The following is a 19822-nucleotide window of genomic DNA, read 5'->3' as shown; positions in this document are numbered from 1 at the left end:
CCATGTCCCCGGCTCTCAGGGGCGTTCCCCGGCTTTCAGGGGCATCCCCCGGCCGTCGCGTCATCGCGCGCGGAGCGATTCCCCGGTGTACGCGGCCCAGATCCGGGGCGGGAACACGTTGCCGCGCCGGGACTTCGCGCCGCCCACGCCCGACAGGGGGAGCAGCTGGGGCTCGCCCGCGCGGACCCGGAACAGCGTCACCGCCGTCGACATGTCCTTCGTGAAGCCCGTGAACCAGGCCGACTTCAGCCGGTCCTGGTCGCCCGTGGAGCCCGCGGCGGCCCGCAGGCCCAGGCGCTTGCCGCCCGCCCGCAGCGCGCCGGTGACCTCGCGTGCCACCTGCGGGTCGAGGGCCCGCTGCGCTGCGGGTACGTCGAGTCCCGGCAGCTCCGTGCCGTCCTTGACGACCTTGGTCACCGAGTACGGGTCGTGCCGTACGCCGTCGTTCGCGAAGGTGCCGTACGCGGTGGCCATGCGGATCGCGCTGGGCGTGGACGTGCCGATGGAGAACGTCGGCTCCAGGCGGGCCATGCTCTGCCGCAGCAGCCCTGTGGCGACGGCGGTGTCGCGTACCTTCTGCCTGCCGACGTCCTTGCCGAGGCGTACGTACGTCGCGTTGCCGCCGGAGACCAGGGCCTCGGCGAGCGTGGGATGGTCGGGGTCCCGGCCGTCCGGCAGCACGCCCAGGGTGCCGTCGGGGGTGTAGGCGCTGTCGGCGGTGACCGCGAGGCGCACGCCGCCCGATGCCTGGAAGCCCGCGTCGGCGATGCGCGGCATGCGGTACGGAATCCCGTGCTCCAGCGCGGCCGCGAGCACGAACGGCTTGAACGCGGAACCGGCGGGGACACCGGACGTGTCGGCGTTGTTGGTGAAGTGCTCGGTGGCGTCGGGCCCGCCGTACAGCGCGAGGACCGCCCCGTCGGACGGCCGCACGGACGCGGCGCCGACCTGTACGTCCTTGTCGGCGGCCCGCTTCTTCGGGTCGATGTCCCTGGCCAGGACGCGGCGCACCGCCCGTTCCAGGTCGCGCACCTTGGTCCGGTCGAAGGTGGTGTGGATCTGGTAGCCGCCGCGCGCCAGGTCCTTGTCGGTGAGGCCGGTGTGCTGTCTGACGTACCGGTTGGCGACGTCGACGAGATAGCCGGTCTGGCCGCCGAGGCTGGTGGACCGCGACTGCCTGCGCGGCTCGGGGAAGGTGCGGTGCTTGGCGCGTTCCTTCTTCGTCATCAGGCCCACCTGCACCTCCCGGTCCAGGATCCACGCCCAACGCCCGCGCGCCCGCTCCCGGTTGGCGCTGCCGCCCGAGGGGTCGTACAGCTCGGCGCCCTTCAGCATCGCGGCGAGGAACGCGCCCTGGCTGGGGTTCAGCTTCTTGGCGGGGATGCCGTAGTAGGCGTGGGCGGCGGCCTCGATGCCGTTGGCGCCGCGTCCGAACCAGCTGGTGTTGAGATACCCCTTGAGGATCTCGTCCTTGCTCTTCTTGCGGTCCACCTTCAGCGCGATGACGAACTCCTTGACCTTCCGCGTGACCGTCTGGTCCTGGGAGAGGTAGGTGTTCTTCACGTACTGCTGGGTGATGGTGGAGCCGCCCTGCGTCTCCTGGCCGCGGACCATGTTCACGGCGGCGCGGGCCAGGCCCTTGGGGGAGACGCCGGAGTCGCCGTAGAAGGAGGCGTTCTCGGCGGCGATCACCGCGTCGACGGCGGACGGCGCGATCTGGTCGAGTTCCACGTTCTGCCGGTTGACCTCGCCGGTGCTCACCATCTGGGTGCCGTCCGACCAGTAGTAGACGTTGGCCTCGCGACGGGATGCCGCGTTCTCGTCGGGGATGTCCACACTGACGTACACGCAGATGAAGAGCGTCGCGACGGTGACGACGAAGAGGGCGAAGGAGCCGAGGCACTGGCGCCACGAGGGAAGCCAGCGGCGCACCCCGCGGCGTCCCGCGCGCGGATAGTCGAGGATGCGCCGCCGGCCGCGGCGCGGCGCCTTCTTCTCCTGAGCACGAGCATGTGTCCCCATGCCGGAGGAGAGGGTTCCGCGCCGCGCCGGGTTGGCCCGTGGCCTGTTTGCTGTTCGTAACAGCGCTTGGTGCGGGGCCTGTTGTCAGCGGACCTTCGTCAGCTCGCCCCGGTCCTTGAGGGTGGCGATGCCGCGCGCCCAGATGCTGTTGACCCGCTGCCGCTCCTGGGCGTTGGGGTAGGCGTTGGTGCAGGACGGGCCGGGGCCGCCGCCGGACATCAGCTCGCTGCAGGGGCCCGAGTAGTGGTCGGGCAGGCCGAGCACGTGACCGGTCTCGTGGGCCGTCACGCGCGTGGAGTTGTACTGCTGGTTCTGCCGGTAGTCCAGGAAGATGTAGCCGTGGCCGCGCCCGTCGGTGGAGGCGTACGAGCCCCGGGAGTCATTGCCCTCGCGGTACTCGAAGTCGCCCCGTGTGCCCTCCTGGAGCTTCACGTTGCTGACCGAGGAGTTCCAGATCTGTGTGCTCTGCGCTATCTGGCTGCGGAAGCTGGGCGCACGGCTCGTGCTGTAGGTGACGGTGACGACCTGGATGCCGGGCTGCGCCGCCTGCTTCTTCAGCGCCGACTTCATGACGGCCTCGAAGAACTGCTGGTTGGCGGCCTTCTCGGCAGAGGAACCGGCGTACGTGGACGGGGTGAAGCCCGACACCGCCGTGTCCTGCGCCGGGGCGGGAGCCGCGAGCGCCGTCGGGGCGACGGCCAGCGAGGCCACGAGCGCGGCCGCGCCGAGGACGGCGGCGGCGGTGGTTCTGGACCTGGATGTACGCATGGGGGTGTTGTCCCTTCCGGGATGGAGACCCGCGGGGTAGGTCTCCGGTCGGGACGAGTATCGGGAGCACTGGCGTGGATTGCGCCGATGCCATTCGGCGATAACGTCAAGGAATCAACTGTCTTACGTAGCGGTCCTGTTGATCCGGTGGATGTCGCGCACGCAGAGGTTGAGCACGCTCGCGGCCACGACGATCCCCGCACAGACGAGCAGCACCGACCGGCCGGCGAACACGGGCGAGACGAGCGCGACCAGGAGATAGCCGAGCGGCACGGCGAGCCGCTCCCCGACCTGGTTGAAGGAGCTCATGCGCCCCAACTCCGCGTCCGGCACGTGCTGTTGGAACGCGGTGACCCAGGTGACACCGGCGATGTCCAGACAGACGCCCGCCAGCGCGGCGGCGAGCAGCAGCCAGGGCGGCGCGAGGCCCAGCGCGAGCGCGGCGAGCGGCAGGGCGAGCCCGGCGGACGCGGTGACGGCCACGGCGAGCAGCCGGTACGGCTTCCAGCGCAGGCACACCACCGTCCCCGCGAGCAGCCCGAACGAGAACGCGCCCTGCACGAACCCCCAGGTCCGCGCCCCCGCGTAGTGCTCTTCGGCGGTCACGGGCCCGAGCAGCTGGTAGCCCGCGAGGAACGCGGCGACCAGGACCGTTCCCGACGCCGTGTACGTCCACAGCCAGGTCCGTGACCAGAAGCCCGTCCAGCCCGCGCGCAGATCGGCGAGCGCGCCGCTCGCGGTGACCGGGGCGCCGAGCCGCAGCCCGAGCAGGAGCAGCGCGGCGACGGCGAAGGTGAGCGCGTCGAAGCCGAGCGCCCAGGCGGGCCCGCCGGCCGCGACGACCAGACCGCCGGTCACCGGGCCGATCACCTTGACCGCGTTGGTCGGAAGGCGCAGCAGCGCGTTGGCCCGCTGCAGCTGCTCCGGCGCGACGAGCTGCGGCAGCACGCCCTGCGCCGCCGGGGTGGTGAGGGCCACCGCGACGCCCGACACGAAGCCGCACGCCGCGATCGACGCCGTGCCCGCCTGCCCGGTGGCCACCACGACGGCGAGGGCGCCCTGTGCCGCCGCGGCGAGCAGATTGCCGGCGGACAGCAGCCTGCTGCGCGAGATCCGGTCCGCGAGGACCCCGCCGACGAGCAGGAACACCACGGTGGGCACGGTGTTGGCGGCGAGCACCACGCCGAGCGCCCCGGCCCCGCCGCCCGCGCCGATCACCGCGTACGCGAGGGCGAGCGGGGCCATCGCGGAGCCGGTGGCCGAGACGAGGTTGGCGAGGACGAACCTGCGGAAGGCCGGGACGCGCAGGGGCGGTAAGGGAGTTGGTGCCGCGGCGGTCTCGTGCGCGGCCCTGCCGGTCCTCATGGTCCCCCCGATGTCGCTCTGGCATGTGCGTCCTGCACATGCCAGAAGCACAGTCAAAACTGCAACGTTAGTCGGCGGCCACCCCCGATCTGACGTTTTCCGGCAAATCGACCCATGCGATGGCCAGGCCCTCACAGACTTCACCTGGAACCGACCATTCCGCGGCGGCGCGCCGAGCGCACACCGGCGCGCCCATGGGGAGCGATACATGACCGACGGCACGGCCGACCAGGGCCAGGGCCCCACCCTCATCGGCTCGGTCAGGCGCGCGATGCGCCTGCTCGAAGCGGTGGCCGAACGGCACGAAGGGGCGACCGCCAAGCGCCTCGCCAGAGCCGCGGGGCTCCCGCTCGCGACGACGTACCACCTGCTGCGCACCCTCGTGCACGACGGCTATCTGATCCGCGAGGGCGGCCTGTACGCGATGGGGGAGTCGGCGCGACGCCTGGCGGGCCCCGCCGACGAACAGGCCGCCAGGGCCGAACTCGCCGACTGGCTCGGCAGGATGCGCGACGACTTCGGCGCCGCCGTCTACTACGCCCTGTACGAGGACGGCGAGGTCAACGTCGTGCTGTCCGCCGCGGGCGCAGCGACCCCCGCCGTCGAGGAGTGGGCGGAGTTCCGGCGCACCGCGCACGCCCACGCCATCGGCCAGTGCCTGCTCGCGCAGCTCGACGACAAGGAACGCCGCGACCACCTCGCGCGCCACCCGGTGGAGGGGCTCACCCCGTACACCGTCCAGGACGAACGGGCCCTGCTGCGCAGGCTCGCCCGCATGGACCGCGGGCGCCCCGTGCACGAGCGGCAGGAGTACACGCCGGGCACGGTCTGCGCGGCCGTGCCCATCACGGCGGGCACCGTCCCCTCCGCCCTCGCCATCTCGCTGCCGCTCGACCGCGCGGATCAACTGCGGCCGCTGGCCAGGGCGTTGCAGCGACGCGTCGAGGGCACGCTGACATCGCTGTCGTTCAGCGTGCGTTCCTGACGGCCGTCCCGCGGATCAGCTCCGGGGCGGCGGCACCGCGTCGAGTGCCGGGGCGATGACCTCGAAGGCCCGGTCCATCAGGGCGGCCGGGTCCTCGGCGCCCTCGCTGGCGCTCCAGTGCCGCAGCACCGTGTCGAAGGCGGTCAGCGCCATCCCGGCGGCCATCCGCGGATACAGGTCGGTCCCGGCGTCGAGGCCGAGGCGCCGGGCCAGCTCCGCCGCCAGGTCCTCGCGCCACTGCGCCTGGCGTTCCAGGAGGCGGGCGAGCAGGGCGGGCGTACGCAGGATCAGCTGGACCACGGGCAGCGCCCGGTCCGACTCGTCGCCGCAGACGGCCATGGAGACCCAGACCGCGTGCTGCAGCGCCACGGACGGGCGCTCGTCGAGGGGGCGGGACGTCAGCTCCGCGTGGATGCCGGTGCCCATGTCGGCGAGGAACTGGACGACCACGTCCTCCTTGGACGCGAAGTACCGGAAGAACGTCCGCTTGGACACTCCGGCGCTGGTCACGATCTCGTCGACGGTCACCGCTTCGAACCCCTTGGACGCCAGCAACTGCAGCGCCGCCTCGGTCAGTTCGTCGGCGACGAGCTGCCGTTTGCGCTGGGCGAGGCTGGTTTCGGGTCGGGGGCTCACCGGGCCATCGTAGCGCCACCCTGCCACGCGTGGCACTCGGTAGCGTCTTGACACCGAGTGCCACAAAGGGCAGCGTGTGCCGCATGATGCAGAATCAGCGCTGGAACGCCGACCGGATCCCGGACCAGACCGGGCGCGTGACCGTGGTGACGGGGGCCAACAGCGGCCTCGGCCTCGCCACCACCCGCGCCGTCGCGGCCCGCGGCGGACACGTGATCCTCGCCGTGCGCGACGAGGACAAGGGGCGTCGGGCGGTCCGGGACCTCACCGCGCGGCACCCGAAGGACGGCCTCGACGCCCGCCTCGAAGTGCGCGGGCTCGACCTGGCCGACCTCGAATCGGTGCGCGCCTTCGCAGAGCGGCTGCACGCCGACCACCCGCGCGTCGACGTCCTCATCAACAACGCGGGCGTGCTGGCCCCGCCCCGCACCCTGAGCCCCCAGGGCCACGAGCTGCAGTTCGCGGGCAACCACCTCGGCCACTTCGCGCTCACCGGACTGCTCCTCGACCTGCTGACCGAGGGCCGGGACCCCCGCGTGGTCACCGTGACCTCGGTCAACCACCGCAAGGCGCGCATCCGCTTCGACGACCTCACCGGCGAGCGCCGCTACTCACCCATGGGCTACTACGACCAGTCCAAGCTGGCCAACGCGGTCTTCGGCAGGGAACTCCACCGCCGTCTGACCGCCGCGGGCAGCCCCGTGCGCAGCATCCTCGCCCACCCCGGCTACACGGCCACCAACCTGCAGACCGACGGCCCGACCGGCCTGGTCTCCCTGCTCTTCGGCCGCCTCCTGCGACCCCTCGCACAGTCCCCCGCCGACGGCGCCCTGCCCCAGCTGTACGCGGCGACCGCCCCGGAGGCGGCGGGCGGACAACTCATCGGGCCGGACGGCAGGGGCGAACTGCGCGGCGCCCCGAAGCCGGTGGAGATCGGCCTCCCGGCCACGGACGCCGCGACGGCCCGCCGCCTGTGGGAGATCTCGGAGGCCGCCACGGGTGTGCGCTTCCCGCACTGACTACGTCGTACGCGGCGTCACGTTCATGCGGATGTCGTCGGCCGCCCACAGCACGAACCGTTCGATCGGCGTCACCTCGTGCCCCGGCGCCGGATGGAACCGGAAGCGCTTGAGCAGGACCGCCAGGGTCAGCTCCGCCTCGATCATGGCGAGGCCGGCGCCCTCGCAGCTGCGCGGGCCGACACCGAACGGGATGTACGCCGACCTGGGCCGCGCGGCGACCTCCTGGGGTGTGAACCGCTCGGGCCGGAACTCCTCGGGCTGCGGCCAGTAATCGGGGTTCATGTGGACGGCCCAGAACGGATAGAAGACCGTCGTCCCCGCCGGGATCTCGTACCCGCCGACGACGAGGTCGTCGGTCGCCTCCCGCGCGCCGTACGGCCCCGGCGGGAAGAGCCGCATCGACTCCTTGACGACCATGTCCAGATAGGTGAGCCGTCGCAGGTCGGCATGGTCGGGCACGGCCCGGTCGCCGAGCACGCGGTCGAGTTCGGCGGCGACGCGTCCGGCGGCCTCCGGGTGGCGGCCCAGCAGATGCAGGGTCCAGGAGATGGCCACTCCGGTGGTGTGGTGGGCGGCCAGCATCGTCATCATGACGGTGTCGCGGATCCGCGCGGGCCGCTCACCGGCCTCCACGAGCGCGCCGATCAGATCGCTGCGGTCCGTACGGCCCGCGGAGCGGTGCGCCGCGATCACCCGGTCGACCGTCGCGCGCAGCCGCGCGAGGGACTCCTCCGCCCGCGCGCCCGGTTCCCCCGCCAGATACTCGGTGAGCACCACCTCGAACGCGGTGATCACCTCGTCGGGGTCCGCGAGGTCCACGTCGCCGCCCAGTGCGTACGCGCAGATCATCCGCAGCGACAGGGCGGTGAGTTCCTTCTGCAGCGCCACGGGCCCGCTGTCCGCCTGCCGCGCGAGCCGGTCCGCGAGCTCCGTCGCCAGCGCGGTGAACTCGCCGAAGTGCCGTTCGTGGGACGGGCGTCCGGCAAGCACCGAGAGCAGCAGACGCCGCCAGGGCGTGTGCTCATCGGCCGGTAACACCTGGAGGTTCCCGGCCTCGCACAGCGGCTCCAGGAACGCGAAGAGCCGCTCGGGCCGCTTGTCGATGTGCGCCGTGGCCTCCAGGAGCACGGGGTCGGCGATCGACACCGCCGTGCCCGCGCCCGGCAGTTGGAACCGTACGACGGGGCCGTACTCCCGGTGCAGCCACAACTGGTAGGTGTGCAGCCCACCCGCGGCCGTGACGGCCCCCGCCCCGCCGTCCGCCCGCGCCTCGGGTCCGGGTATGCGCATGCTGTGCCTCCTCCGTGCGATGGCCTGCTGGACGCTCCCTGCATACCCGATGGCGGCGACGGGCGTTATGACGCGGCGTTGTCCGCGTCGATCATTCCGCCGACGGTGAGCAGGACGGCGGGCAGCACGATCAGCAGAAAGGCCATCGCCCAGCCCGTTCTCGGCGTGCTGTTCCTCGCGACCTTCCTGCACAGCAGGAGCACCGGGGGCACATAGAGGAAAACGGCGAAGAAGGCGATGAACAGGAATCCCATGGGGGAATTCTCCGCGATGTGCGAAGGAGGGGAACCGGCCGGTGCGGGCCGGTCCCTCTCCTCTTCTTCCGGTCTTCTTCCGGTCCTCAGTCCTGGTGGACGACGTTCCTGCCCGGGCCGCCGGAGAGGACGTCCTGGCCGGGGCCGCCGTACAGCGTGTCGTCGCCGCTGTTCCCGTAGATCGTGTCGTTTCCGCTGTTGCCGTACAGGATGTCGTTGCCCTTGCCGCCGTAGAGGAAGTCGTCGCCGCCCGCGCCGTAGAGCTTGTCGTTGCCGTCGTCGCCGGACATGTTCTGCCGCCCCGCGCCGCCGTGGATCTCGTCGTTGCCCGCGCCGCCCGAGACGGAGCCCTCCGCGCCCTGCGAGTAGATCGTGTCGTTGTCGTCGTCGCCGTGGGCGATGCTCCCCGCGGCGGCGTGGATCGTGTCCTTGCCGCCCCCGCCGATGGCCACGCCGTCCTCGCCCACCGAGAGGTTGTCGTCGCCGGTCCCGCCGATGACGGAGTTGCCGTCGACGCCGTTGGTGTGGGTCCAGGTGTCCTTGCCCGCGCCCAGTTCGGCACGGGCGAAGTAGTAGGTCTCGCCGCCCGCGTTGTCGTAGCCGACGGTGTCGTCGCCGTCGCCGAGGTCCATCAGCAGGGTGGGGTAGGGGTCCTGGCTCTCCAGGGTCTCGACCGTGCAGGAGACCTTGGTGCGGTCGGCGGTGTCCGGGTGGGAGCAGCCCTCTCCGGCGGTGATCCGCACGGCGTCGTCGATCAGATAGCTGACGGTCCCGGTGCCCTTCGTGGCGGTGACGGTCACCTTGTTGGCCTGCCCCGCTGCGGCCGTGTAGCGGATCCCGTGATCGGTCCCGCTGAACGCGGCGGTGGCGGACGAGGCCTGGCCCGCGGCCCCCGCGGACCCGGCCAGGACGAGCGGGGCGGACATCCCGGCGCCCAGGGCCAGTGCCACGGCGGACACGGTACGGACAGTGCGACGCCCGGCGAAGTGAGAGGGCATGGCAAAACCTCCATGATGCGTATGTGGTCCTTGCAACCAGGTGTGACATCCGGGGTTTGCGGTTGGTTGCGGGGGAATGTGCGCCGCGATGACCCAATGGGTTGCTCGGGAAATCCCCAACATTCCGCTTGAGCAGGGGAGTTGGGTTTCCCCTTCGCAACCCGCCCCCCGCCCTTAAGGCGCGATTAAACGGAAATTCATTCATGAGGGGCCAAGCCGGTGATCAAGCGGGCCGAATGGATGACGGTCCGTTACTTCACCTCGGGGAAAGGAAATGCCCGCCTCGAAGTCCCCACGTCCCCCACATCAAGGAGCACACCCGATGCGTACACGCCTCATGGCCGGTGCGGCCGTCGCCGCCCTCACCCTCACCCTGTGCGGAGCCACCACCGCGGCCGCGGACAACGGCCCCCTCGTCCACTCCCGGAACCAGGCGGGTGTCAGCGTCGGCAGCATCCTCGACATCGGCGCGAAGAGCGTGACGACGACGGGCGCCAACAAGACGACGACGAAGGTGAACTCCGCGGGCGTGAACCTGGACGCGGACCTGGACGTGGACGTCGATCTCGTCGCCAGCATCCTGGCCGGCATCGGCTGACCCGGGCATTCGACGCACCGGGCCCCCCCCGTCCGAGGGGGGGGGCACCCCGGTGCGTCGGCGTACGGGCCCTATCCGGTGGCGTAGATCGCCCGCATCTTGGCGTCGTGATGGTCGCCCGCGCGTACGGGCGCGTAAGTCGTACGTCCCAGGGGTGCGGGCAGCGACGTGATGCTCGTGTCGGGTGCGCAGGAGTGGAAGTACACCAGTGAGGTCAGCTCCTCCTGCGGGGCGTCGGGCGGCGGGGGAAGCACCCGGTGGCGGCCTGAGCGCCAGCGGTCGCCGCTCCAACGCGCCATCAGGTCACCGATGTTGAGGGTGATCGCGCCGGGTTCGTACGGGGCGTCCCGCCAGCCGTCCGCCTCGTCGTGGACCTGGAGTCCGCCCCTGCCGGTCTGCCGGTCCAGGAGGGTGACGAGGCCGAAGTCGGTGTGCGGACCGATGCGGAACTGGCCGGGGGCGGCGGGGCCCGTCTCGTCCGCCGCCGGGTACCAGTTCACGATGAAGTTCCAGTTCGGACGCGTGGTGTGACGGGTGAAGAAGTCGGTGGGACGCTGCAGGGCCGCCGCCATGACCTCGAGCACGGTGTCGGCGAGGCCCTGCATCCGTTCCGTGTACTCGGTGACCAGCGCGTGCAGGGCGGGCACCTCGTCGGGCCAACGGGCGGGCAGCCGTTGCGTTGCGCCCCCGTGGCGCGGGGCGGAGTCGGCGTTGCAGGACCAGCTCTCCAGCAGGTCCGGCGGCGTGCGGGTGCCCTCGGACCGGCCGACGGTCACCCGCTCCCGGCCGATCCAGCCGCGCCGGTCCGCGTGCTGGGTGTAGCGCTTCTTGACGGCGGGCGGCAGATGGAAGAACTCGCGGGCAGCGGACCGGACTTGGCCCGGCAGCTCCGGTGCGATGCCGTGGCCGGTCACCAGGAGGAAGCCGGTGCTCTGGAGGGCCTGGTCGACGCGGGCCGCGAGCTGCTGCCGGGCGGTGCCGCTGTCCGGGGCGGGCCCCTGGTCCATGTCCTCGTACCAGGGGCTGAGGTCGATCACGGGAATGCGGGCGGATGGCATGGGGCGTCTCCCTTTCGCGGGCGTGGCGTGGCGTGGGGCGGGGCCGGGCCGGGTCCGGCCACCAGCATCCGGACCCGTCCGCACCCGCCCCAAGCCACACCCGCGAATCCGGCGGAATCAGGCGAAGAGGGGGCGGCCTGTGGTGGATTCCCGCACCTCGGGCGTCAGGTACGCATGACGCGGCTCCCTCGCGCACTCAGCGCGCGGATCGGCCCGATCAGCGCCCGGTACACGGGCCGCACCACCCGGCCCGGCAGCCGACGGTGGCGTTCCTCCTGCCAGACCCTCGCCCTGCGGTGCGCCGCGATGGGCGACCAGCGGTCGGTGGCCGGGGGCTCGGACGTGTGGAACTCGATGCGGCAGAGGTGCTTCGTACTGATGAAGCCGTACTGGCCGGGGCTGACAAGACGCACCGGAGCGCCATGGTCGCTGTCGAGCGGCCGCCCGTCGAGACGGTCGGCGATGAGCACGTCGTCGGCCAGGGCGTCGTCGAGCAGCGCGATCGACCGGTAGCCGTCGAGACCTTCGAAGACGACGTGACTGATCGGCACGTCCGGTACGAGCAGCGGTTCGACCCGCAGGCGGTGGAGCGTCCCGAACGCGACTCCCTCCCACCGCAGCCCGGTCGCCGACCATCCGGCGACACAGTGGAAGTCGGCTCCGACCTCTTGGCGCGGCAGCTCCGCGAGGTCGGCCAGGGACAGGGCGACGGCCCCGGCCAGAGCACCGTCGGCGCCGCAGATCTCGATCACCGGTTCTGCGGGGACGGGCGGCGGCGGGTGATGGATGTGGGTGCCGAAGCGGGGGAATCCGTCGACGGCGTGCTGGCCTGGGGGAAGTGTCATGGCAATCCTCCGGAGCGCGGACGCTTCGTACGCTAGGACCTCCACCGCACGGGAGATTCAAGGGGCTGAGATGGACGTCACCTGGTCGATCGGGGAGCTTGCGGCACGTGCGGGGCTTTCGGTGAAGGCGATCCGCTACTACACCGACATCGGTCTGCTGCCGACGGCACCGCGCAGCCGGGGCGGCCATCGCCGCTATCCGCCGCAGGCACTGGAACAGCTCGCACTGATACGGCAGTTACGGGCCCTCGACGTGCCGATCGCGGGCATCGCCCGGCTCGCGACCGGCGGACACCGTCTCGGCGACCTGGTGGCCGAGCAGTTGGCGGGCACGCGGACGCGGCTTGCGGAACTGCGGTGGCGTGAAGCGGCGTTGCAGGCGCTGGAGGAGTGCTCGGGTCCCGAGAGGCTGCGGCGGCTGCGCGTACTGGCCGGGGTCCTGGGCCGGCCTCCGGCGACCGCGGACCTCGCCCGGGCGTGGCAGCGCGCCCTGCCCCCGGAGCTGCCCGCGCGCCTGGCCGATGCCGTCACCGCCCAGGCCGTCCCCGAACCGCCGCGCGACCCCACACCCCGAGCCGTACTGGCCTACGCCGAACTCCACTCCCTCGTGGCGGAGCCCGCGTTCCTCGACTACTGGGCGGCATCCCATGTGCGGGACAAGGCATCGATGTACGCGGCGCTGCTCGACGCCTCGGAGGGCGCCGCACCCGCCGTCGCCGCCGGGCACGCCCCGCACCGGTGCGAGGCGCTCGACGCCTTCTGCCGCGCCTGTGCCCGCGCCTACGAAACGGATGACACAGCCGACTTCCGCGCGTTCATGGCCACGGGCATGCGGACCACCGTCCCGCTGATCCGCCGTTACTGGCAGCACCTGGACACCCTCGCCACCGCCCCCGGACCGCCCGGCCTCGGCAGGACGCACTGCTGGCTCGCGGAGGGGGTCATCGCCGAGTACGGCGCCGGGCGACTATCCGGCGGCCCGTGACCGCAATCGCGTACGGGTGGATCTCAGTCGAGGAAGTAGTCCCAGAACGGGATCGCGGCGTACGCGTCGTCGCCCGATGCCGGCGCGCGGCGCCCGAACTCGTGGTGGAAGTAGTCGGCCAGGTCGGCGCCGTAGTAAATGATGTCCGTCTGGTACATCGAAAGGACGGGTGTGCCCATGCGGTCGGGATCGGCGAGCAGGTAGCGGTGCGAGTGGACCGGCACCAACGCCGGGACCTCGGCCAGGTGGGTGCGGGCCACCTCCAGGGCGTCCCGCATGCCCGCGGGACGCGGCTCCCAGTCGGGATGCCAGAAGTCGTTGTGTTCCACGTCGAACAGCACGCCGTCGACCGGCCATGACAACAGCTTCGCGAGGTCCTGCGGGTCGCCGTCCCGCCAGTCGGGCCAATTGCTGCTGCCCGTCGGAAGTCCCGCGCCGAGCAGCGTGCGGTGCTCGGGAGCGAAACGGAAGCCCCAGCGCTCTTCGGCCCGGACGAGCTCCAGCTCGCTCATGCCCGGCTCGATCTCCACCCCCGCGGAGAGCAGGGCGAGCAGCGACAGGGCGTCTTCAGAGGTCAGCGGGTTCTCGGGGCTGATCGGAGTCATACGCGCAACGGTAGGACACGGTCAGACGGAGTACGCCGCCTCGATGCCCGACCAGACGTCGTACGGAGGCCCTCCGGCATGGCCCGGGCACAGCTGGACCAGCGCCGTACGGACGAGTGCGCGGGCCGTGGCGTGGTCGTCGGCGGACCAGTCGCGCGGAGCGGAGTCGTACACGCTGAGTGTCCCCAGGACGGTGCCGTCGAGTTCCATCGGAAGCGCGGTGACGGAGACCAGGCCGTGCGCCAGCAGGCGCTGCCCGTAACGGGACCAGCGGCCGTCGGACCCGGTCAGGTCCTTGGCCGCGACGAGCGCCCCGGTGCGCACCGCGTCGATGCCCGGCCCCACCCGGTCGCGCTCCTGGACGCACTCCAGGTCCGTGGCCGCGAGGCCGAGAGCCATGACGTAGCGCAGCTGCCCCTGGCCGTCGAGCAGGGAGACACCCGCCGCGGTGCCGCACAGGGCGGCCGCGGTCACCTGGGCCAGCACGTCGAGCACCTCTCCAGGGGTGACGAAGTCGGCCTCGATGTCGGTGAACTCCGGTACGGGGGGTGCCGCGAGAGTCTCCTGGGCCATCGCTTCCGCCCTTCTCCCGTGCCGTGGCCGGGACCTGTTCCGCGAGGGTTTCCGGGTGACCGGCCGGGCGGGCCGGTGTCCTCGTCGACGAGCGGACACCGGCCGCACACCCTTCACCGTAGAAAGCCGGGCGCGGCGCGTGAAACCCCCAAGTGAGCCGATACGACAGCCCGAATGGGCTGTCCCGGAACCACCGCCCCCGACGCACCCGCCCCTTCACCGCTCCTGGGACTCCCGGGACAACTCCCGCAACAGCCCGAACCGCGCGGCGGCGACCACCGCCTCCAGCTGACTGTGCGCACCCAACTTCGCCATGATCCGCTTCACATGGCCGCGCGCGGTGTGCGGGCTCACCACGAGCCGTTCCGCGATGGCCCGCGGACCGAGCCCCTGGCCCATCAGCTGGAGGACCTCGCGCTCCCGCGCGGTGAGTCTCGACCGGTCGCCGCCGCCCCGGGGCGGCGCCGCATCGGCGTGCAGGAAGTCCAGTGCCGACACGAGCAGTCCCAGGGTGGACCCCTCGACGTACATCGGCCCCTCGGCCGGGGCGCGGATGGCCGCGAGGACCGCGGGGAACGCGCTGTCCTTGGCGATGAACCCGGCCGCCCCCGCCGAGGTCGCGGCCACCAGCTGGCGGGGCGTCGCGTCCGCGGTGAGCAGCAGGACCCGGGTGCGCGGATGCTCGGCCCTGATCCTGCGGGTGCCCTCGATGCCGTCGGCACCCGGCAGGTGAATGTCCATCAGCACGGCGTCGGGGCGCTGTTCCGCGGCGAGCGCGACGGCCTCGTCGACCGTGCCCACCGCGCCGACGCACACGAGATCGGGCTGGGCCCCGATCGCGATCTCCAGTGCGCCCGCCATCGCCTGCTGGTCTTCGACGACAAGTATTCGGATCATGGGAAACCCTCGCGGCAAGGCCCCGCACGGCGCCTCGTCGTCCGATCGTAGCCGCGCGGGGCCCCCGCACATCCGCTGCACCGGAAAGCGCTTCGGCCTATCCGAAAGAGCTCTGGCCACCGTCGTGGGTGCTGCGTAGCGTGAAGGGGAGCAGCCATACCGCGGAGGCTTCGCGATGCGCAGCGCCGACGACCCGGAACCACGGCAGGAGCGTGCGCCTGGGGTGGTGTTCCCTAGGTCGCCCCGCTCGGACGCGGTGTTCCCGGGGCCGCCCCGTCCGGACAGGGACCGCCGATGAACCGCGCCCGGGGCCCGTACGCCTTCACGCTGTACGTGGCCGGAGCGACGGAACGCTCCGACGCCGCGCGGTCGAACCTGCTGACGCTGTGCGAATCCCGGATCGTGGACGGCTACGAGATCACCGTGATCGACGTCGTGGACCGGCCCGAACTGGCGGAGGAGAACCGCATCCTGGCGACCCCGACCGTCATCCGGCTCGCTCCGCTTCCGCACCGGCGCGTCATCGGAGACCTGTCCGACCAGCGCCGCGCCGCACTCGCGCTCGGGTTGCCGGACTCAGCCGAACTGGCCCAGAAGAGGCGGGGCGATGACTGACATCGACGGCATCCAGAGGATCCCCACCGGCATCAACGGGTTCGACCAGATCGCCCTCGGCGGACTGCCCGCGGCGCGCTCGACCCTGGTGGCCGGGACGACGGGCAGCGGAAAAACCCTGTTCGCCATCGAATTCCTCGCCCGGGGAGTGCAGAACCAGGGCGATCCGGGGGTGTTCGTCACCTTCGAGGAGGACCCCGACGACATCCGGCTCAACGTCACCTCACTGGGCTTCCCCATCGCGGAGTGGGAGGAGACCGGGAAGTGGACGTTCGTCGACGCCTCGGCGGACACCGACGTGGAGGCGGCCACGGTCGGGGCGTACGACCTGGGGGCCCTGGCGGCCCGGATCGCGCACGCGGTCAGCAGGATCGGCGCCCGGCGCGTCGCGCTCGACTCGCTCGGCGCGGTCTTCTCCAACCTGGCCACCGTGGGGAGCATCCGTCACGAACTGTTCCGCGTCATCTCGGTCCTCGACGACCTCGGGGTGACCACCGTGGTCACCGCGGAGCGGCCCGAGGAGTACAACAGCGTGTCCCGCTTCGGCGTCGAGGAGTTCGTCCTGGACAACGTCATCATCCTGCGCAACGTCCTGCGGGCCGAGCGGCGCCGCCGTACGGTCGAGATCGTCAAGTTCCGCGGCACCAGCCACCGCACCGGCGAATGGCTGTTCACCATCGGCCCGCGCGAGGGCATCGTGATCATGCCCCTCGCCTTTCTGCAGCCGCGCGAGCGCGCGTCGACCGAACGCGTCTCCAGCGGCAACCCGGGCCTCGACGCGATGTGCGGCGGCGGCTTCTTCCGCGACTCGATCGTGCTGCTCACCGGGCCCACCGGCACCGGCAAGACACTGACGAGCCTGTTCTTCGCGGCCTCCGCCGTCGAGGCCGGTGAGCGCTGTCTGCTCCAGACCTTCGACGAGACCCGCGAACAACTCGACCGCAACGCCGAGAGCTGGGGCCTGGACCTCGACGCCATGGAAGCCTCCGGCCTGCTGCGCGTCGTCTCCGAATACCCCGAAGTGGCCTCGCCGGAGGACCACTTCCTGCGGATCAGGCGCGTCATCGAGGACTTCCGCCCCTCCCGCGTCGCCATCGACACCCTCTCCGCGCTCGAACGGATCGTGAGCTCCCGGGCGTTGCTCGACTTCGTCATCGCCCTCGGCGCGGTCCTCCGCCACCACGAGATCACCACGCTGCTCACCTCGGCCCCCACCGGCCGGGTCACCCCGACCGTCACACCGGCGATCGCGATGGAGGTCGCCAGCCTCACCGACGTGACCATCCTGCTGCGGTACGTGGAGACCGAGGGCGAGATACAGCGCGGCCTCGCCGTCCTGCAGACCCGCGGCTCCGTCCACGACCACAGCATCCGCCGGTTCACCATCGACGACACCGGCATGCACATCGGCGAACCGATGCGCGGGCTCTCCCACGTCCTCAGCACGGCCTACCCCCCGACCGGCGGCCTCGCCCAGACCACCCCTCCGGCGGCGGGGAGCGAGCAGCAGGGCGAGTGGGATGCGCGCAATCCCGGTACCAGCGCTGATGGTTGACCACGAGAGGGCGGCGGGAGCGGGGGCGGCTCGGGTCGAGGGGGCTTCGGCCGGCGGGTCCGCAGGCACCGGGCCGCCGGGGCGTTCACCGGACGGGGCGGCGCACGGCCGCCCGAGCGAGGCGGTGCCCGGTCACCCGAGCGACGCGGTCGTGGCGGCCGCACCCGACGGGATCGTCGTGGTCGACGGGCAGGGCAACATCAAGCTCTGCAACCCGGCCGCCGCGGCCCTGTTCGGCCGCCCGGCGAGAGGCCTCCTCCAACTCCCCTTCGGCTTCCCCGTCACGGCCACCGGTGCCGCGGAGATCGACCTCGTCCTTCCTTCGGGCCAGGGACGCGTGGTCGAGATGAGGGTCACGGCGACGCACGCGCTGGGCGAGCGCCTGCACATCGCGACGCTCCGGGACGTCACCGAGCGGCGCAGGGCGCAGCGCACGCTGGAGGCGGCACTGGCCCGTCAGGACAGCGAGATCGCGATCACCGCGCACGAACTGCGCAACCCCCTGGCCACCATCAGCGTGCTCGCGCACACCCTGCGGGACGCGGACACACACCTGACCGACGACCAGCGGACGGACATCGCACACCGCATCATCGACAGCACCGAGCGGCTGCAGGCCCTCGTACGCAAGCACCTGACCGTGGCGAGGATCGACGCGAGGGCCACACATGCCGCCCCGCGGCCCGTCCCCGTCCTGGAGTTCATCCTCGAACAACTCGGCGCACTCGGGGAGGACGCCCCGCGCGTGGAGGTGGACTGCCCGCCCGACGTGGTGGCGTACGTCGACCGCGGCGACCTCTGGGAAATGCTCGCCAACTACCTTGAGAACGCCTTCACTTACGGGAGACCGCCCGTCGGCATACACGTGACCCCATCGTCACCGGCCCACCTCACCGTCCGCGTCCACGACCGAGGCCCCGGCATCCCGCCCGACGTCGTCCCCCGCCTCTTCCGACGCTTCAGCCGCGGCCCCGACACCCCCCACGGAACCCGGCCCACCGGCACCGGCCTCGGCCTCTGGATCGTCCGCAACCTCGCCCGCGCCGCCGGTGGTGACGCCTGGTACGACCCCGGAACCCGGGCGGACCCCGGCTTCTGCCTCCGCCTGCGCCGCGCCCCGCCCGCTCCGGACCCGCCGACGCCGGCTGCGGATGCCGAGGGGGCCGGGGCGTGAGACCGGGGATCAGCCGCCGTCCGCGCCGCCCGGCCAGGAGTGGCGCCCGGCGAAGTGCGCTCCTGCCGCCAGGACCATGAGGACCGCGATGCAGCCGCCGAGTGCCATGACCGCGGAGGGAGAGGTGCGGTCCAGGGCGAGTCCGCCCAGGAGCGCGCCGAGGGACATCGTGGCCTGGAAGGAGGCCGTGAAGACAACCGTGGCCGCCTCGGGGGCAGTTGGCGCCGCCTTGGCGAACCAGGTCTGCGACGCGACCGGCACCGCGCCGTAGCCGACGCCCCACACGATCAGCAGGGCCACGGCACCGGCCTCCCAGCGGCCCACCACGGGAAGCAGGAGGGTCGCCCCCGCGATGAGCCCGGCCGCGACCGCGAAGACGGTCCGCGGACACCGCGCCACCCGGGCGCCCCCGAGGAAGTTGCCGAGGATGCCTGCCACGCCGTACAGCAGCAGGAACGCGGTGATCAGACCGCCGTCGGCATGCGTGACCCGTTCCAGGAACGGCGTCACATACGTGTAGGTGCCGAAGTGGGCCAGCACGATCAGGAACGTCAGCACGAGCCCGAAGCGGGTGTTGACGCTGCGGAACATCCCCCTGAGGACGCCCAGCCGGGTGGCCCGGACGGGCGGCAGCGGCGGTACGGCCAGGAACAGCATGACCAGCACCCCGACCGACAGCACACCCATCACCACGAACGTCGTACGCCACCCGGCGACATCCCCGAGCAGCGTGCCCGCCGGCACCCCGAGGACGGACCCCAGGGGGACGGCGGAGAAGATCACGGCAGTCGCCCTGCCGACCGACGCCGGCGGCACAAGACGCTCGGCAAGACCGGCGCCCATCGACCAGAACCCGCCGATCGTGATCCCCACCATGACCCTGGACACCAGCATGAGCCAGAAGCTGGGTGCCACCGCGGCAAGAAAGTTCGCCAGCGCCAGCAGGAGCATGAACACGCACAGCATCACCCGCCGGTCGACGCCCGCCGTGGCCACGGTGACCAGCGGCGCAGCGAAGGCCGCGAGCAGCCCCGGCATGGTCATCATCAGCCCCGCCACACCGTCCGACACCGTGAAACTGGAGCCGATCGAGGTCAGCATCCCGATGGGCAGGATCTCCGTGGTGACGATGACAAAGATCCCCAGCATCACCGAGACGACGCCCGCCCGCCCGACCATCGGGGCACGCGGCCCCCGCAAAACCGAGCCATCAACTGGACCAACTGAACCAACTGAACCAACTGGATCAACTGGATTACTAGTGCTGGTGGACATGAGCTCCGACCTATGAGGGGCAGTGTGTCGCCCCCCACCCCAACAGGCGGCACCCCCGCGCGGCTGGCAGAACTACGACAGCACCCTCGGGGCCGATGGTTGATGTCGCATTCCTGCTCCCCACCCCCGACTTGGCGAGGCCCCGACTCCCCTCCCCTCCCCTTCGCGCCCCGTGTGAACCAAGCACAGCCACGTGACGCCTGCACACACTGCCGGTATGCCGCATTCCGCTGTGAGATGACAAAAGCCCACCGCCCCACCGCGGTGCTCACCCAGACCGCCGTCCCGTCCACCCTGCCTCC

The 19822-nt window shown here is 71.7% G+C and carries 20 protein-coding genes; 7 read left to right on the top strand and 13 right to left on the bottom strand.

Annotated features, from left to right (window positions below):
* Positions 1-60 precede the first annotated feature (60 nt).
* The 3 genes from ACFWZ2_RS16055 to ACFWZ2_RS16045 all read right to left on the bottom strand — a co-directional run bounded on the left by ACFWZ2_RS16055 (position 61) and on the right by ACFWZ2_RS16045 (position 4155).
* Positions 61-2022 (bottom strand): transglycosylase domain-containing protein, encoded by a 1962-nt coding sequence (locus ACFWZ2_RS16055; protein WP_384545956.1) that lies wholly within the window; start codon positions 2020-2022, stop codon positions 61-63.
* 84 nt (positions 2023-2106) lie between these two features.
* Complete coding sequence (gene snpA / locus ACFWZ2_RS16050) at positions 2107-2790, bottom strand: snapalysin (RefSeq protein ID WP_384545954.1); 684 nt, start codon at positions 2788-2790, stop codon at positions 2107-2109.
* A 123-nt stretch (positions 2791-2913) separates the two neighbouring features.
* The gene (locus tag ACFWZ2_RS16045; RefSeq protein ID WP_384545952.1) at positions 2914-4155 is read right to left on the bottom strand and encodes an MFS transporter; all 1242 of its coding nucleotides are present in this window, start codon (positions 4153-4155) and stop codon (positions 2914-2916) included.
* A gap of 208 nt (positions 4156-4363) precedes the next feature.
* Between ACFWZ2_RS16045 and ACFWZ2_RS16040 the strand changes: the two genes are divergently transcribed.
* Positions 4364-5140 carry an IclR family transcriptional regulator gene (locus ACFWZ2_RS16040; RefSeq protein WP_384545950.1) on the top strand — a complete coding sequence of 259 codons (777 nt, stop codon included), beginning with the start codon at positions 4364-4366 and terminating at the stop codon, positions 5138-5140.
* A 15-nt stretch (positions 5141-5155) separates the two neighbouring features.
* On the opposite strand, the gene ACFWZ2_RS16035 is transcribed toward ACFWZ2_RS16040, so the two are convergent.
* Positions 5156-5776, bottom strand: a complete 621-nt coding sequence (locus ACFWZ2_RS16035; RefSeq protein WP_384545949.1) for a TetR family transcriptional regulator — start codon at positions 5774-5776, stop codon at positions 5156-5158.
* Positions 5777-5859: 83 nt separating this feature from the next.
* Here ACFWZ2_RS16035 and ACFWZ2_RS16030 point away from each other — a divergent pair, with 83 nt between their 5' ends.
* On the top strand, positions 5860-6795 hold the full coding sequence (locus ACFWZ2_RS16030) for an oxidoreductase (protein WP_384545947.1): 936 nt from the start codon (positions 5860-5862) through the stop codon (positions 6793-6795).
* On the opposite strand, the gene ACFWZ2_RS16025 is transcribed toward ACFWZ2_RS16030, so the two are convergent.
* From ACFWZ2_RS16025 to ACFWZ2_RS16015, 3 genes are all read right to left on the bottom strand, one after another.
* Complete coding sequence (locus ACFWZ2_RS16025; protein WP_384545946.1) at positions 6796-8088, bottom strand: cytochrome P450; 1293 nt, start codon at positions 8086-8088, stop codon at positions 6796-6798.
* 65 nt (positions 8089-8153) lie between these two features.
* Positions 8154-8342 carry a hypothetical protein gene (locus ACFWZ2_RS16020; RefSeq protein ID WP_384545943.1) on the bottom strand — a complete coding sequence of 63 codons (189 nt, stop codon included), beginning with the start codon at positions 8340-8342 and terminating at the stop codon, positions 8154-8156.
* 86 nt (positions 8343-8428) lie between these two features.
* Positions 8429-9292 (bottom strand): calcium-binding protein, encoded by an 864-nt coding sequence (locus ACFWZ2_RS16015; protein WP_384545941.1) that lies wholly within the window; start codon positions 9290-9292, stop codon positions 8429-8431.
* Positions 9293-9662: 370 nt separating this feature from the next.
* On the opposite strand from ACFWZ2_RS16015, the gene ACFWZ2_RS16010 reads away from it, so the two are divergent.
* Positions 9663-9938 carry a hypothetical protein gene (locus ACFWZ2_RS16010; protein ID WP_384545939.1) on the top strand — a complete coding sequence of 92 codons (276 nt, stop codon included), beginning with the start codon at positions 9663-9665 and terminating at the stop codon, positions 9936-9938.
* A gap of 71 nt (positions 9939-10009) precedes the next feature.
* Here ACFWZ2_RS16010 and ACFWZ2_RS16005 read toward each other — a convergent pair whose 3' ends face one another.
* A complete protein-coding gene (locus tag ACFWZ2_RS16005) occupies positions 10010-10996 on the bottom strand; it encodes an isopenicillin N synthase family dioxygenase (RefSeq protein ID WP_384545937.1) in 987 nt (328 codons plus the stop codon).
* Positions 10997-11160: 164 nt separating this feature from the next.
* Positions 11161-11841 carry a molybdopterin-dependent oxidoreductase gene (locus ACFWZ2_RS16000; RefSeq protein ID WP_384545936.1) on the bottom strand — a complete coding sequence of 227 codons (681 nt, stop codon included), beginning with the start codon at positions 11839-11841 and terminating at the stop codon, positions 11161-11163.
* 70 nt (positions 11842-11911) lie between these two features.
* On the opposite strand from ACFWZ2_RS16000, the gene ACFWZ2_RS15995 reads away from it, so the two are divergent.
* Entirely contained in the window at positions 11912-12826 is a 915-nt protein-coding gene (locus tag ACFWZ2_RS15995) for a MerR family transcriptional regulator (protein ID WP_384545934.1), read from the top strand.
* Between the two features lie 23 nt (positions 12827-12849).
* Here the strand turns inward: ACFWZ2_RS15995 and ACFWZ2_RS15990 are convergent, their stop codons facing one another.
* From ACFWZ2_RS15990 to ACFWZ2_RS15980, 3 genes are all read right to left on the bottom strand, one after another.
* Complete coding sequence (locus ACFWZ2_RS15990; RefSeq protein ID WP_384545932.1) at positions 12850-13431, bottom strand: hypothetical protein; 582 nt, start codon at positions 13429-13431, stop codon at positions 12850-12852.
* 21 nt (positions 13432-13452) lie between these two features.
* Positions 13453-14004: a GAF domain-containing protein gene (locus ACFWZ2_RS15985; protein WP_384545930.1), complete on the bottom strand. Its 552-nt coding sequence runs from the start codon at positions 14002-14004 to the stop codon at positions 13453-13455.
* Positions 14005-14220: 216 nt separating this feature from the next.
* Positions 14221-14901 carry a response regulator gene (locus tag ACFWZ2_RS15980; protein WP_384545928.1) on the bottom strand — a complete coding sequence of 227 codons (681 nt, stop codon included), beginning with the start codon at positions 14899-14901 and terminating at the stop codon, positions 14221-14223.
* Positions 14902-15195: 294 nt separating this feature from the next.
* Between ACFWZ2_RS15980 and ACFWZ2_RS15975 the strand changes: the two genes are divergently transcribed.
* The 3 genes from ACFWZ2_RS15975 to ACFWZ2_RS15965 all read left to right on the top strand — a co-directional run bounded on the left by ACFWZ2_RS15975 (position 15196) and on the right by ACFWZ2_RS15965 (position 18245).
* Positions 15196-15516: a circadian clock KaiB family protein gene (locus ACFWZ2_RS15975; protein WP_384545926.1), complete on the top strand. Its 321-nt coding sequence runs from the start codon at positions 15196-15198 to the stop codon at positions 15514-15516.
* Positions 15509-17071 (top strand): circadian clock protein KaiC, encoded by a 1563-nt coding sequence (gene kaiC, locus ACFWZ2_RS15970; protein ID WP_384545924.1) that lies wholly within the window; start codon positions 15509-15511, stop codon positions 17069-17071. The genes ACFWZ2_RS15975 and kaiC overlap by 8 nt, the downstream gene beginning before the upstream one ends.
* Positions 17072-17222: 151 nt before the next feature.
* Entirely contained in the window at positions 17223-18245 is a 1023-nt protein-coding gene (locus ACFWZ2_RS15965; protein WP_384545922.1) for an ATP-binding protein, read from the top strand.
* 9 nt (positions 18246-18254) lie between these two features.
* On the opposite strand, the gene ACFWZ2_RS15960 is transcribed toward ACFWZ2_RS15965, so the two are convergent.
* Positions 18255-19520, bottom strand: coding sequence for an MFS transporter (locus ACFWZ2_RS15960; protein ID WP_384545920.1), 1266 nt, complete (start codon positions 19518-19520; stop codon positions 18255-18257).
* Positions 19521-19822: the final 302 nt, after the last annotated feature.

Source organism: Streptomyces sp. NPDC059002 (genome assembly GCF_042740435.1).
Lineage (GTDB): Bacteria > Actinomycetota > Actinomycetes > Streptomycetales > Streptomycetaceae > Streptomyces.
This window is presented reverse-complemented; position numbering and strand designations above follow the sequence as displayed.

Bases quoted from the DNA above. Each gene is read 5' to 3' on its own strand.
- ACFWZ2_RS16055 (WP_384545956.1), bottom strand. From the start codon at position 2,022: ATGGGGACACATGCTCGTGCTCAGGAGAAGAAGGCGCCGCGCCGCGGC.
- snpA (WP_384545954.1), bottom strand. From the start codon at position 2,790: ATGCGTACATCCAGGTCCAGAACCACCGCCGCCGCCGTCCTCGGCGCG.
- ACFWZ2_RS16045 (WP_384545952.1), bottom strand. From the start codon at position 4,155: ATGAGGACCGGCAGGGCCGCGCACGAGACCGCCGCGGCACCAACTCCC.
- ACFWZ2_RS16040 (WP_384545950.1), top strand. From the start codon at position 4,364: ATGACCGACGGCACGGCCGACCAGGGCCAGGGCCCCACCCTCATCGGC.
- ACFWZ2_RS16030 (WP_384545947.1), top strand. From the start codon at position 5,860: ATGATGCAGAATCAGCGCTGGAACGCCGACCGGATCCCGGACCAGACC.
- ACFWZ2_RS16025 (WP_384545946.1), bottom strand. From the start codon at position 8,088: ATGCGCATACCCGGACCCGAGGCGCGGGCGGACGGCGGGGCGGGGGCC.
- ACFWZ2_RS16020 (WP_384545943.1), bottom strand. From the start codon at position 8,342: ATGGGATTCCTGTTCATCGCCTTCTTCGCCGTTTTCCTCTATGTGCCC.
- ACFWZ2_RS16010 (WP_384545939.1), top strand. From the start codon at position 9,663: ATGCGTACACGCCTCATGGCCGGTGCGGCCGTCGCCGCCCTCACCCTC.
- ACFWZ2_RS16005 (WP_384545937.1), bottom strand. From the start codon at position 10,996: ATGCCATCCGCCCGCATTCCCGTGATCGACCTCAGCCCCTGGTACGAG.
- ACFWZ2_RS16000 (WP_384545936.1), bottom strand. From the start codon at position 11,841: ATGACACTTCCCCCAGGCCAGCACGCCGTCGACGGATTCCCCCGCTTC.
- ACFWZ2_RS15995 (WP_384545934.1), top strand. From the start codon at position 11,912: ATGGACGTCACCTGGTCGATCGGGGAGCTTGCGGCACGTGCGGGGCTT.
- ACFWZ2_RS15990 (WP_384545932.1), bottom strand. From the start codon at position 13,431: ATGACTCCGATCAGCCCCGAGAACCCGCTGACCTCTGAAGACGCCCTG.
- ACFWZ2_RS15985 (WP_384545930.1), bottom strand. From the start codon at position 14,004: ATGGCCCAGGAGACTCTCGCGGCACCCCCCGTACCGGAGTTCACCGAC.
- ACFWZ2_RS15980 (WP_384545928.1), bottom strand. From the start codon at position 14,901: ATGATCCGAATACTTGTCGTCGAAGACCAGCAGGCGATGGCGGGCGCA.
- ACFWZ2_RS15975 (WP_384545926.1), top strand. From the start codon at position 15,196: ATGAACCGCGCCCGGGGCCCGTACGCCTTCACGCTGTACGTGGCCGGA.
- kaiC (WP_384545924.1), top strand. From the start codon at position 15,509: ATGACTGACATCGACGGCATCCAGAGGATCCCCACCGGCATCAACGGG.
- ACFWZ2_RS15960 (WP_384545920.1), bottom strand. From the start codon at position 19,520: ATGTCCACCAGCACTAGTAATCCAGTTGATCCAGTTGGTTCAGTTGGT.